General features: G+C 32.6%; 10 protein-coding genes. 7 read left to right on the top strand and 3 right to left on the bottom strand.

The window, feature by feature from the left end; translation table 11 throughout:
• The first annotated feature begins 7 nt into the window (after positions 1 to 7).
• The 4 genes from H3T54_RS00905 to H3T54_RS00890 all read left to right on the top strand — a co-directional run bounded on the left by H3T54_RS00905 (position 8) and on the right by H3T54_RS00890 (position 4,601).
• Positions 8 to 784, top strand: a complete 777-nt coding sequence (locus H3T54_RS00905; RefSeq protein ID WP_370527339.1) for a heme ABC transporter ATP-binding protein — start codon at positions 8 to 10, stop codon at positions 782 to 784.
• Between the two features lie 88 nt (positions 785 to 872).
• A complete protein-coding gene (gene zntB / locus H3T54_RS00900) occupies positions 873 to 1,874 on the top strand; it encodes a zinc transporter ZntB (protein WP_198220427.1) in 1,002 nt (333 codons plus the stop codon).
• 426 nt (positions 1,875 to 2,300) lie between these two features.
• Entirely contained in the window at positions 2,301 to 2,495 is a 195-nt protein-coding gene (locus tag H3T54_RS12015; RefSeq protein WP_110447707.1) for a GNAT family N-acetyltransferase, read from the top strand.
• 189 nt (positions 2,496 to 2,684) lie between these two features.
• On the top strand, positions 2,685 to 4,601 hold the full coding sequence (locus H3T54_RS00890) for a DNA topoisomerase III (protein WP_198220426.1): 1,917 nt from the start codon (positions 2,685 to 2,687) through the stop codon (positions 4,599 to 4,601).
• A gap of 57 nt (positions 4,602 to 4,658) precedes the next feature.
• On the opposite strand, the gene H3T54_RS00885 is transcribed toward H3T54_RS00890, so the two are convergent.
• A complete protein-coding gene (locus tag H3T54_RS00885) occupies positions 4,659 to 5,345 on the bottom strand; it encodes a hypothetical protein (protein ID WP_198220425.1) in 687 nt (228 codons plus the stop codon).
• A 698-nt stretch (positions 5,346 to 6,043) separates the two neighbouring features.
• Between H3T54_RS00885 and mgtA the strand changes: the two genes are divergently transcribed.
• Positions 6,044 to 8,752 carry a magnesium-translocating P-type ATPase gene (gene mgtA / locus H3T54_RS00880; protein ID WP_110447710.1) on the top strand — a complete coding sequence of 903 codons (2,709 nt, stop codon included), beginning with the start codon at positions 6,044 to 6,046 and terminating at the stop codon, positions 8,750 to 8,752.
• Between the two features lie 385 nt (positions 8,753 to 9,137).
• Here mgtA and H3T54_RS00875 read toward each other — a convergent pair whose 3' ends face one another.
• Positions 9,138 to 9,353 (bottom strand): YdcH family protein, encoded by a 216-nt coding sequence (locus tag H3T54_RS00875; RefSeq protein ID WP_198220424.1) that lies wholly within the window; start codon positions 9,351 to 9,353, stop codon positions 9,138 to 9,140.
• A 108-nt stretch (positions 9,354 to 9,461) separates the two neighbouring features.
• Between H3T54_RS00875 and H3T54_RS00870 the strand changes: the two genes are divergently transcribed.
• Both H3T54_RS00870 and H3T54_RS00865 read left to right on the top strand, forming a co-directional pair.
• Positions 9,462 to 10,979 carry a helicase HerA-like C-terminal domain-containing protein gene (locus H3T54_RS00870; protein ID WP_198220423.1) on the top strand — a complete coding sequence of 506 codons (1,518 nt, stop codon included), beginning with the start codon at positions 9,462 to 9,464 and terminating at the stop codon, positions 10,977 to 10,979.
• A 49-nt stretch (positions 10,980 to 11,028) separates the two neighbouring features.
• Positions 11,029 to 12,114, top strand: coding sequence for an AI-2E family transporter (locus tag H3T54_RS00865; protein WP_110447713.1), 1,086 nt, complete (start codon positions 11,029 to 11,031; stop codon positions 12,112 to 12,114).
• Positions 12,115 to 12,399: 285 nt separating this feature from the next.
• Here H3T54_RS00865 and H3T54_RS00860 read toward each other — a convergent pair whose 3' ends face one another.
• Positions 12,400 to 12,684 (bottom strand): helix-turn-helix transcriptional regulator, encoded by a 285-nt coding sequence (locus tag H3T54_RS00860; protein WP_110447714.1) that lies wholly within the window; start codon positions 12,682 to 12,684, stop codon positions 12,400 to 12,402.
• Positions 12,685 to 13,159 lie beyond the last annotated feature (475 nt).

Below are 13,159 nucleotides of genomic sequence, written 5' to 3'. Positions count from 1 at the left end.
GAACTTTATAGTGTTAATTGCTAAAAATCTGACATTTGCTTATAGCAGCCGTATGATAATTGACGATGTTTCTTTATCGATAAAATCTGGTGAAATTGTTATTATTATTGGCCCTAATGGTGCAGGTAAATCAACCTTGTTACGCCTATTAACTGGTTATCAAAAACCATCTTCTGGTGAATGCTATTTACTTGACCGTCCCTTGTCCCAATGGTCTCAGAAACAATTGGCTAAAACAAGAACAGTGATGCTGCAACAAAGCCAACTTACTTTTCCATTCAAGGTAAAAGAAGTTATTGCTATGGGGCGAGCACCTTATGGTAAAGTCCATTTTAATGAAGCAATTGATGAAGTTATGTCACAAACGGATTGTTTGCAATTTGCTGAACGTGATTACCGAGGATTATCTGGCGGAGAACAACAAAGGGTACAATTAGCCAGAGTTTTAGCACAATTATGGCAACCGGAACCTAGTGAAAAATTATTGTTTTTAGATGAACCTACATCAGCTCTCGATCTCTATCATCAACAACATACATTACGATTATTAAAGCAATTAGCAGTTAAACAAAAATTAGCTGTTTGTTGTGTTTTACATGACCTTAATCTAGCAGCCTTATATGCGGATAAAATAATTTTGCTTAATAAAGGTAAAATTGTTGAACAAGGTGCCCCATCACAAGTACTGACAGTGGAGAATATTCAACGTTGGTATGGGGTCGATTTAGGTATTTTGGTTCATCCTAGCCAATCATCAATACCGCAAATCTATTTGAATCCTTAATAGTAAAAAATATCGATTACTAATCATTCGCTGCATTTTAACGCAAAATCAGTATATAATTAAGCAAACTTAATAAATGGGGCTGATGATGACTAACGAAAATAGTGATAACTCTATTCTGGTTTCAGATCTACTTGCAGCACAACCTGTTTTTAGTTGCCAATTGGATGGTAAAGGAAAAGCAAATCCTTTAAACGATAAAAATAAAGCTTCTACTAAGCAACCATATTGGATTCATCTGGATTTTGCTAAAACTGAAACTATTAATTGGATTAATCAAACAAATTTAATACCGGAACTTGTTAAACATGAGTTGATTAAAGCTAATCAATTTCCAAAGGAGATCCGTTGTGATTCAGGTATTTTAGTGGTCTTGAAAGGGGTCAACTTTACTCCAAATGAATTACCAGATCCTATTGTTACTTTTCGTTTTTATATCACCGATAATTTGATCATTTCAACCAGACATCAAAAAATAGATGCAATCATTAAATTAAAAGAAAATTTAGAAAAAGGTATTGGCCCTGTTGATGTTGCCGATTGGCTGATACAACTTTCAGAATTAATATGTGATCAAGTGAATTTATCTTTTGATGGTGTTCACAATAAAATAATAAAATTAGAAGATTTATTATTAAATCAGCGGATATTTTCCCATAAAGAAATCGGTAGGGTGCGCAAACAACTTTTCATATTGCGTCGTCTACTTTCGCCACAGCGTGATATTTTTGTAAAAATTTCTACCGAAAGAATATCTTGGATTGATGATAATGATCGTCAACGGCTTCATGATATTTCCAATCAACAAAATCATTATGTTTCTGAAATTGATAGTTGCCTAATCAGGATTGGTTCAGTTATGGAGCAAATAAATAGTATTTTGGCTGAATCGACCAATAAGCGTATCTATTTAATGTCACTATTTACCATTATTTTTACGCCAATTACATTTATAACAAGTCTACTTGGGGTTAATTTGGCTGGTATTCCTTTCAATGAAAAAGAGTGGTCTTTCATTGGCTTAATTGTACTATTAATTGTGATTAGCATAGTTTCTGTTTTATGGCTTAAGTTAAAAAAATGGTGGTAAAGGGACTGACTTTTAAAATAAATAAAAAATGGCAAATATTCATAAAATTAGGAATAAACAGAAAATAAAGTTGTTATTTGCAAGTGTACCACAAACACTTTTACCCGCTGATATGAAAAGAGATCTAAGCAATGCTTATATAGATAACAAATTACAAGCTAATTCTGTAGTAATCAATATTGGTTGCTTGTTTTGTAGATGTTAAACCGAAACCTTAACTGATTAGTTATATTTCACAAAGATGTAATAAGGATGATACTAACATTGTTCCAATTAATAAATTATGGAAAATTTAATTGAAAGCACCTATAACTATAATGATGAAAAAATAATTGGCTACAGCTTTCATATAAATCTGTTAATTATTATGAATAGATGAATCTTTATTCATGCAAAATTGCTGAAAAAATTATCAACTAAAACTAATTGCTAAATTATTTTCAGCAAATTCTTAGACTTGAATGGACTAAAAAGTTGTGTAACAATCTCAATTTCTATGCAAAATTGGTTAATGCTGGCGTAAGACTTCTTATTTTAACAAATGAAATTATAGTTGCAGATATATTATCTTATTTTGCTAATAATGAGATTATGAAAATAGACGTTGAATCTATAGAATAGGTGAAAGGCGAGGAGCGAGTGCTAATTAGTTCAGCAAAGCTGATCTTAGCTTGGTTACTAAATCATATACCATCTTATTGCAATGCAAGTAATCAGGCTGCTATTAAGCTTACTAGCAAATTAAGTTATAGTTTAAATAAACCAGATAATGGGTACGTCGTTTAAAATTTATGATTAATAATAATTATTATGCAATCTAATCAATCTTTTCGCTTATTTATTGCTGAAAAGCCCAGCTTAGCTAGGGCTATTGCTGATGTTTTGCCGAAACCTCATCAAAAAGGGAATGGATTTATAAAAGCCAGTAATGGTGATATTGTTAGTTGGTGTATTGGCCATTTACTAGAACAAGCCACACCTGAAGTATATGATGAACGATATAAAAAATGGGCACTTGATGATTTGCCTATAGTACCTGATAAATGGATATTGATGCCTAAAAGTAGTACTGAAAAGCAATTCAATATTTTAGTGGATTTGATTAAATCTGCAGATCAGATTGTTCATGCTGGTGACCCAGATCGAGAAGGGCAGTTATTGGTGGATGAAGTACTAAACTATTGTCAGCTAACACCGGAAAAACGTAAAACTATCCAGCGTTGTTTGATTAGTGATTTAAATGCCAGTGCTGTTGAAAAGTCACTTGAACAGTTACGTAGTAATCAAGACTTTATTCCTTTGTCCACCTCGGCATTAGCTCGAGCGAGGGCTGATTGGCTGTATGGCATGAATATGAGCCGAGTCTGTACTCTGGTTGGTCAACGTAATGGTTATCGAGGCGTTTTATCAATTGGCCGAGTACAAACTCCTATTTTAGGCTTAGTCGTTAGGCGTGATTTAGAGATAACTCAATTTGTTCCTAAACCATTCTATGAAGTATTTGCTATATTGCAAACCAAACATAACGAAATATTTAAAGCCAAATGGCAACCAAGTGAAGCTTGTGCACCTTATCAGGATGAAGAAGGTCGTGTATTGGTTAAACGGTTGGCTGAAAATGTTTGCCAACGAATAAAAGATCAGTCGGGCATTATTGATAAAGTCAGTAACAAAAAGAAAGAATTAGCGCCACCAATGCCGTTTAATTTATCGGCCCTACAAATTGAAATGGCAAAAAGGAATGGTTTAAGTGCGCAAGAAGTACTTGATATCTGCCAATCTTTATATGAAAAACATAAGTTAATTACTTATCCTCGTTCAGATTGTCGTTTTTTACCAGAAGAGCATTTAAAACAGATTAATGGTGTAAAAGCTGCCATCGAGAATAATTGTTTAGAACTGCAAACTGCGGTTAATGATGCTGATTTCACTCTACGTTCTAAAGCATGGAATGATAAAAAAGTTGAAGCACACCATGCCATTATTCCAACTTTACGTAAAGCCAAAATGGATAATTTATCTTCTAACGAGCAAGCAGTATATCAAGTGATAGCCACACAGTATTTGGCACAATTTTATCCTGTTTATAAATATGCCGAATTACAAATAGATGTTGATATTGGTGGTGGTAAGTTTACTTCTAAAGCCAATCAAATGTTAGATGAAGGTTGGAAAGTTTTATTTAGAAGTAAGAACTATCAAGCCGAGAGTGATAAAGATAGCAACGAGAATAATGGCTTATTAACCAAATTAGTTAAAAAAGGCGAATTGGTACAATGTATTGATACAGAGTTACTTAGTAAAGAAACACAACCTCCACGACCTTTTACCGATGCAACTCTACTTTCAGCAATGACGGGTATAGCAAGATTTGTTAAAGACCCTGAGATAAAAAAAATCTTACGCGAAACAGATGGGTTGGGCACTGAAGCGACACGTGCAGGAATAATTGAACTTTTATTCAAACGGCAATTTTTGACCAGACAAGGTAAATCAATACGTTCAACACCAATTGGTCAGAATTTAATTCTATCATTGCCCGAAAGTGTCTCAATGCCAGATATGACTGCACATTGGGAGTTACAACTAGAAGAAATTAGTAAAAAGGAGTTTAGCTATCAGCAGTTTATGTATCAATTAAATTCATCTTTGCTGAGTCTGGTTGAACAACTAAAACATTCACGATTGAAAATTCAATCTGCATCCCCAAATATGAAAAAAGGATAATCGATAATATCGCAATTATTGATTATCCTTTTAATGGATAAATCCAAATAATTTTAATTAGTCTGTTGTTTCTTCATTTGCAACTTCTTGTGAAACGATAGACTCATTTAGTTCCTGATTTTCAGCAAGTATATTCGTAAATTCTTGATTTGCTCTGTTTAAAAAGTCACTATCTTTCAAAATTAAGCGATAAGTATTTAATCTTTTTAATGGTCCTTTAGCAAATTGACTAATTATAAAAATCATAATAAAAATTGTTAAAAGAGAAATAATCACATTAATAATCCAAGTTGATTTAAAGATGGTATGCAAATTGGTTATTAACATAATAAATGTAAACAGACAAACAGCGGCACTTAAAATTATCTCTTTAATTAAAAAAGGTTTTAGTAATGTAAGTCGATTTTGTTCGATAGCAAAATATTGAGTGAATTGATTTAATTGTGATAGTTCAATAATGTTATGTTTATCAGCATTAACTAATGAGATAGCAATTCTCTCTTTATTAATATTACCTGATTTATAGAAGCAGACTTTTTCCCAAATTAGTTTCTTCTTAATGTTATTTAAATAATCTTTTTGATAATTTGGTTGTGGTGTTTTTTCTAAAATATCTGAATATTTAATAATATTGTCAAAGTAGTTTTTTGGCGTGTTTTTTTTATAAATAAAGCCAACAAAAGAGAGTATAAAAATAAGAAATAAATTAAACCAATTATCTTGTAATAGTTGCGTAAGATCCATTCAGATTAACCAATGTTGATAACAATTGGGCAATTGTAACTGATATTGTATAAAACAGGTATTAATTCTATACAATATTTTCTAATAACCGCATTATTAGTGCTGTTTTTAGGCAGTTATAAGTCTATTTTTACATATTATGTTGACTTCTTAAATTTAAAAGCGTATAAAGTGCTCGCCTTTGAGCTTTTCTTACTTTTTTAACTATAAGGTGGTTAAAAATGATGGTTAAGAAAAGTTGAAATACAAAGTGATGAGTTCAATTTACAGGAGAAATATGGACACTCAATCGGGTCACCCCAAAATGTGGGGAGATAAATTCAAACACATCATTATCGGTTAATGAACCTGTCTAAATAGTAATTTTTTCAGTTCACGAGCCGAAATTGATAAAAACGGTAACGGTGAACGATATGCAATTTTCTACACGCTATCACACAAACTCAAAACATCATTGTGCTCATAAAGTACTTTTACGAGTATTGTATCTTACTGATAAACATTTAGAGCCACCTAGTTGTATCTAATTCTTAATTAAATTTATTTTTCAATAATTTTATTTCGTGCCAAGCATTAGCTTTATTGGCTACTTATTGCTTTGCATTTAAATTTTGGTCAATTAAAACTTATTAATGCCTTGTTATGTTTAACTAAGGAATAGGTTTCTTTTGTCTAAAAAATATAGATAGGTACCAACTATGATTAAAAACAAATTTAAAGTAAAGACAGAAAATACTTTAACTATAAAAGCACTTGAGGAAGCTCAAAACAGTCTAGATAACATTTTATCTAAATTTCAATCAAGTCTTTCTGGTTTAACCCAAGAAAATGCAAAATCAAGATTGGAACAATATGGTAAAAATGAAGTAGCTCGGGAAAAAGTTCCTTCGGCTTTTGTTCAGTTGTTACTAGCATTCAAAAATCCATTTATTTTTGTCTTGTTGACATTAGCTATAGTTAGTTTTGTGACTGACTATTGGTTACCACTACAAAGTGGTGAAGAGACTGATCTAACAGGAATTATTATCATTTTAACCATGGTAACATTAAGTGGCTTACTCCGTTTTTGGCAGGAGTTTCGCTCAAATAGAGCTGCCGAGGCACTCAAATCGATGATTCGAACCACAGCTACAGTTCTACGTCGGCCAAATAAAAATATGCCAGCTGAACATATCGAAGTGCCTCTAAGTGATATTGTCCCGGGTGATATTGTATTGTTATCTGCCGGCGATATGATTCCAGCGGATATTCGTTTAATCGAATCAAGAGATCTATTTGTCAGCCAAGCAGTATTAACCGGTGAATCAATTCCAGTTGAAAAATACGATACCTTAGGTGCGGTATCACAAAAAACTTCAGAAGAGGTGAATCCATCTGAAATTAATAAAGATAATGTTCTTGATGTCAATAATATCTGTTTTATGGGTACCAATGTAGTCAGTGGCACTGCAAAAGCGATTGTTGTGGCAACTGGTGCAGATACGCATTTTGGTTCGTTAGCAAAATCCATTGTGGGCTCCAGAGCTGAAACTTCCTTCGATCGGGGCGTAAATAGCGTGAGTTGGTTATTGATTCGCTTCATGTTAGTAATGGTTCCGATTGTATTATTGATAAATGGTTTTACTAAAGGTGATTGGGGAGAAGCTGTATTATTTGCCTTAGCAGTGGCGGTTGGTTTAACGCCTGAAATGTTACCGATGATTGTTAGCGCCAACCTAGCCAAAGGTGCGGTAGGAATGGCAAAACGCAAAGTGGTGGTTAAACGGTTAAACGCAATACAAAATTTTGGTGCGATGGATATTTTATGTACTGATAAAACCGGTACCTTAACCCAAGATAAAATCATTTTAGAACATCACTTAGACATTAACGGTCAAGTTGATCCATCTGTGTTACAACTTGCATGGCTCAATAGTTACTATCAAAGCGGAATGAAAAACTTGATGGATAAAGCAATCATCCGTTTTGCAGAAGAAAAAACCAGTGTTAAAAAAGTCGGCGTTGGTCTTTATCGTAAGATAGATGAATTACCGTTTGATTTTGTTCGTCGTCGTTTATCTGTAGTTGTGCAAGGCAATGATGATAATCACTTAATGATCTGTAAAGGTGCAGTTGAAGAAATGTTATCTATTTCGGATTTCGTTTATGAAAATGGTGAATATTTACCACTAGATGAAAAACGAAAACAAGCATTAATTGAATTGGCTCATAATTATAATAAAGACGGTTTTAGAGTATTAGCTGTTGGCGTCAAAGAGATTTCAGCAGAACAAACTAAAACGCAATACAATGTCCAAGATGAGAAAGCATTGGCTATTCGTGGTTTCTTAACCTTCTTAGATCCACCAAAAGAGAGTGCTTATGAGGCTATTTCAGCATTAAATGAACATGGTGTTGCGGTTAAAGTTTTAACTGGTGACAATGAAATTATCACTATTAAAGTGTGTCGTGAAGTTGGCTTAGAGCCCGGTATTCCTTTATTAGGTACTGAAATTGAAACAATGGATGATGCAGAGCTAAAAGTAGAAATTGAACAACGTACTATTTTTGCTAAGTTAACTCCGTTACAAAAATCTCGCATAATTCGATTATTACAAGATAACGGTCATACAGTTGGTTTTTTAGGCGATGGTATTAATGATGCTCCAGCGTTACGCGATGCCGATGTTGGTATTTCGGTGGATACTGCAACGGATATTGCTAAAGAATCAGCCGATATTATTTTGCTGGAAAAAAGCTTAATGGTATTAGAAGAGGGGGTAATATGTGGTCGTGAAACCTTCGGTAATATCATGAAATACCTTAATATGACGGCAAGTTCTAATTTTGGTAATATTTTCTCGGTATTAGTTGCGAGTGCATTTTTACCATTCTTACCAATGTTGGCGATTCATTTACTTATCCAGAACCTGTTATATGATATTTCACAATTATCATTACCATGGGATAAGATGGATGAAGAGTTTTTACAAAAACCACGTAAATGGGATGCACCAAATATTGGACGCTTTATGATCTGGATCGGCCCAACATCTTCCATTTTTGATATTACAACTTATGCATTAATGTGGTTTGTCTTTGGTGCTAATAGTGTAGCAGCTGAATCGCTGTTCCATTCAGGTTGGTTTATCGAAGGATTGTTATCCCAAACCTTAGTAGTACATATGCTAAGAACACAAAAAATTCCATTTATTCAAAGCACAGCAGCATTCCCAGTGATTGTTATGACTATGCTAATTATGGCGGTGGGTATTTATATTCCATTTTCACCAATTGGCAGCTTAATTGGTCTTCAACCATTACCATGGTCCTATTTCCCATGGTTGGTTGCAACATTATTGAGTTACTGTGTTGTTGCCCAAATAATGAAAAAGATTTACATCAAACGCTTTGGACAATGGTTCTAAAATAATATCCTTGATGTAAGTTATGCTTACATCATTAACTAAAAAATGTATAAATATCGAACTATTATGTTATAGTAATGACATCATTGAAAAAGCGATTAAACATTATTATTAATAAACTAATATTTATACATTTAATCAGCATCTTTAAAATATTTTAAGGAGCATTTATTTAACAATAACAACAAGAGGAGTAAAAAAATGAAAACCCCACACAAAAATTTAATTACACTAATTAAAAACCGTAAATTGAAAAAAGCACAAGAACAAGTCAATAAACAATAAACGGTAGATTAGTGGCAAAAGATAAATTGAGATAAACCCCATAATTTGGGGTTTTTTTATAACGTTAAGTAGAATTAATCAAGCTTATTGTTTTGAAATATTAAGCAGCGGCTTTTTTCAAAACTTCATAGATTTGGTCTTTTAATTTTAATTTCTGTTTTTTCAAACTTTCAATCGTTTCAGAAGTATCAACGGTAATACCCGTTTCAATATTCTTAATTTTTTGGTCGAGTTGATTGTGTTCTTCAAATAGTTTTTGAAAATGTAAATCAGTGTTTTTTAACTTAGAGATTAAATCACGATATTCTGGAAACATACTGCCCCCTTACAAGATGAGTTAAAATAATAACAATAGCAGTTATTACTATTTCAGCTTACAATATTCTTGATTGTTTTAATAGCAATTTTTGAACGGGAGATGTTTATGAGTGAAAAGATCGTTATTGCAAAAAGTGAAGGTAATGATTTATACATCCTTGCATCGTTGGCAAATCGCCATGGTTTAATAACTGGTGCGACAGGTACCGGTAAAACTGTAACCCTACAAAAGATAGCAGAAAATTTTTCGCAAATTGGTGTACCGGTTTTTCTTGCTGATGTTAAAGGTGACTTGACTGGCTTAGGAGAAAAAGGGGTACTATCTGACAAATTACAATCACGATTGGCAAATATAGGCGTAACTGATTGGCGCCCTGATTCATCACCTTTAGCGTTATGGGATGTATTTGCTGAAAAAGGGATCCCAGTTCGTAGTACGGTTTCCGATATTGGTCCTATTTTATTGGCTAGATTATTAAATTTGAATGATGTTCAATCAGGCGTTTTACAACTTGTATTTAAAATAGCGGATGATAATGGTCTGTTATTGCTTGATTTTAAAGATTTACGCACCTTAATACAGTTTATTGGTGATAATGCCAAAAAATTTACCACGCAATATGGCAATATTAGTGCTTCATCAATCGGTGCAATACAACGAGGATTATTATCTCTTGAACAGCAAGGTGCCGAATTCTTCTTAGGCGAACCTATGTTAGATATTAATGATTTACTACAAGTTAATGAACAAGGTCGTGGCATTATCAATATTTTATCAGCAGATAAACTCTATAATTCGCCCAAACTATATTCAGTATTTTTATTATGGTTGTTATCTGAATTGTTTGAGCATTTACCAGAAGTTGGCGATCTTGATAAGCCGAAACTGGTATTCTTTTTTGATGAAGCTCATTTATTATTTAATGATATTTCTCAAGCTTTATTAGAAAAAATCGAACAAGTTGTTCGTCTTATTCGCTCTAAAGGTGTTGGTATTTATTTTGCTACACAAAGTCCAACCGATATTCCAGAAACTATTCTTGGCCAACTAGGTAATCGCGTTCAACATGCATTACGAGCTTTTACACCTAAAGATCAAAAAGCGGTTAAAGTAGCAGCGCAAACCATGCGATCCAATCCAAACTTTGATACAGAAAAAGCGATAATGGAACTTGGAGTTGGTGAGGCATTAATATCATTTTTAGATGAAAAAGGGCGTCCTAATGTAGTACAAAGGGGAATGGTAATTGCTCCAGAATCGAAAATGGGAACCATGACTTTAGAAGATCAATTAGCAATAATCCATCAATCCCACTTTTATTCTAAATATTCAAACACTATAGATCGTGAATCAGCTTATGAAAAACTTAAACAAGGTTTCACGATCAATAGCGAAAATAATCAACATCCTGCAGAGATAAATTCAGAGCAGAATCAATTAAATAACGACCAACATGGTGGAGTAATGGATTTTCTAGGATCACTTATTTTTGGTTGGAAAGGCGCTAAGGGCGGGCAACATGATGGTGTCGTGCAAAGCGTAGCTAAAAGTGCCACTAGGCAAGTCGCTAATCAAATAGGCAGGCAAATTACTCGAGGGATATTGGGTGGTTTTAAAAAGTAAGTTTAATTAACAACAAATAGACTAATAAAACAACAAGAAGGAGTTATAGATGTTAAAATTGTTTATTGAATGGTATAAAAAACGCTTTAGCGATCCTCATGTGGTATCGTTACTGATTGTTATCATTGTGTTATTTTTTATCATCTATTTCTTCAACAAAATTTTACTACCTATCTTAATTGCGATTGTTTTATCTTATCTACTCGATAGGCCGGTTAATTATTTGCAACGCAAAAAGGTTCCTCATACATTAGCCGTCGTGATCGTGCTGCTACTATTTATGTTTGTCGGATTAACCGGCATTATGATTTTGTTACCGCTAATTTGGCAACAAAGTGTTAGCTTAATCACTAATATTCCCAATATGTTGAATTTTGCAAATAAATTTATTACATCTTTACCAGAACACTATCCTGAATTAATTGATGTTGGTCTATTCGATTCAATAATTCAGAGTATAACCAGTAGAGTTGTGCAAACAGGCAATTCACTATTACAGTTTTCAATTAGTTCTTTATTTAGCTTAGTTTCAGTGGCCATTAATGCAGTTTTAGTACCAATTATTATGTTTTTCTTATTGAAAGATAAAGCGAAAATATGGGGTTACTGTTCTAAGGCATTGCCTAAGAATCGTACCATATTAAATAAAGTCGCCTCTGAAATGGATATGCAAATTTCCAACTATATAGTCGGCAATGTTTTACACATTGTTATATTAACTATCTGTGTTTATATCCCATTTTGGTATTTTGGTTTAGATTATGGCTTATTATTAGCTGTTTTAGTTGGCCTTTCCGTACTGATCCCTTATATTGGTATTATTATCTCTAGTATTCCGGTGGTATTAATCGCACTCTTTCAATGGGGCTTCACGGCACAATTTGGTTATTTAATTTTCTTCTATATTCTAATTCAAGCTCTTGATGGTAATTTATTGGTTCCCTATCTGTTTTCTGAAAAACTCAATCTTCATCCATTGGTTATTATTGTTGCTGTTATTATATTTGGCGGCTTATGGGGATTTTGGGGTGTATTTTTTGCCATACCGCTTGCGACATTAGTTAAAGCCATTATTAATGCATGGCCAAATCTTGAAGAGATAAATAATATAAAAAGCGAAAAAAAAGCCGATTAATTAAATAATCGGCTTTAGTTGAAAAATTAATAATGGTTTGGTTGGCTTTGATTTAGACTAATTAGAGGATCTCTTTTTATTGCCTCTTATATATTGAAATTATTTAATAAGAATACTGTTTTTTACTTTCTAGATTATTCAAAAAGCTGTATTGTTAGTTTTTGAATATTTTACAGATGTATAAACTCTTTGAAAATAAAAGGTTTTGCGAAAGTTAGTTTTTTTAAAAAAAATAATTTTTAAAATGTTATTGCTAAATATTACTATAAGAAAACTTTAATTCTTTTACATAGGTTGCCAGTTAGTCGAAATTAATTCCAATAATCCAGGAAACTCTTTTTCAATTTCCTCGCGTCTTAAAGTTGCTAGAGAACAATTTCCCCTGTCTACCTGTGATATCAGTCCTGCCTCTCTTAAGATTTTGAAATGATGTGAGCGAGTCGCCCTTGTTAATTGCAATCCAAATGATGTGCAATGTCGCTCAGCTCCAGGTTCATCTTCTATTAGACTTTTAATGATCAATAAGCGATTAGGATCGCTTAATGCTTTAAATATTTGAATTAAATTCATTTTATTCTTATAACTTCATTTTCTTATTTAATTAAAATTATACTTTCGTCAAAAAATAATCATTAATATCAAAAAAATTGACATGAGCAAAAAGCAGATTAATAATATTAACGTTCGATAGTTATCGAACCTATCATATTAATGGAACGTTATCTGCCGATAGTATTATAAGGTCATTAAAACAGAATTAAAATTTTAAGTATATTGCTTGAAATAGTAAAGGAATAAAGACTATGTTGAATAAAACTAGGTAAAAGTTTTAAATTGCAAAGTGTAATAATCAAGGAAATAGTCATTTTTAACGAATACAAAACCTAAAGTCCTAATTATTATCTATTGCTATGTTATTTTGGCAAGTCTACATTCCTAATGCATATGCTTTTTTGTATTAAAGAATCGTTTTTTGATGCTCTCTAATAGATTACCCATTCAGATTTAATTTTTAACCAGTTATAAAATATTTCTAGAGAATTGA

It is taken from the genome of Gilliamella sp. B14384G10, from assembly GCF_016101685.1.
GTDB lineage: Bacteria > Pseudomonadota > Gammaproteobacteria > Enterobacterales > Orbaceae > Gilliamella > Gilliamella apis_A.
Note: the sequence above shows the minus strand (reverse complement) of the source record. Positions and strands in the feature narration are given on the sequence as shown.

Coding starts and splice junctions, on each gene's coding strand:
- zntB (WP_198220427.1), top strand. CDS start 873: ATGACTAACGAAAATAGTGATAACTCTATTCTGGTTTCAGATCTACTT.
- H3T54_RS00890 (WP_198220426.1), top strand. CDS start 2,685: ATGCAATCTAATCAATCTTTTCGCTTATTTATTGCTGAAAAGCCCAGC.
- H3T54_RS00860 (WP_110447714.1), bottom strand. CDS start 12,684: ATGAATTTAATTCAAATATTTAAAGCATTAAGCGATCCTAATCGCTTA.
- H3T54_RS00870 (WP_198220423.1), top strand. CDS start 9,462: ATGAGTGAAAAGATCGTTATTGCAAAAAGTGAAGGTAATGATTTATAC.
- H3T54_RS00875 (WP_198220424.1), bottom strand. CDS start 9,353: ATGTTTCCAGAATATCGTGATTTAATCTCTAAGTTAAAAAACACTGAT.
- H3T54_RS00885 (WP_198220425.1), bottom strand. CDS start 5,345: ATGGATCTTACGCAACTATTACAAGATAATTGGTTTAATTTATTTCTT.
- mgtA (WP_110447710.1), top strand. CDS start 6,044: ATGATTAAAAACAAATTTAAAGTAAAGACAGAAAATACTTTAACTATA.
- H3T54_RS00865 (WP_110447713.1), top strand. CDS start 11,029: ATGTTAAAATTGTTTATTGAATGGTATAAAAAACGCTTTAGCGATCCT.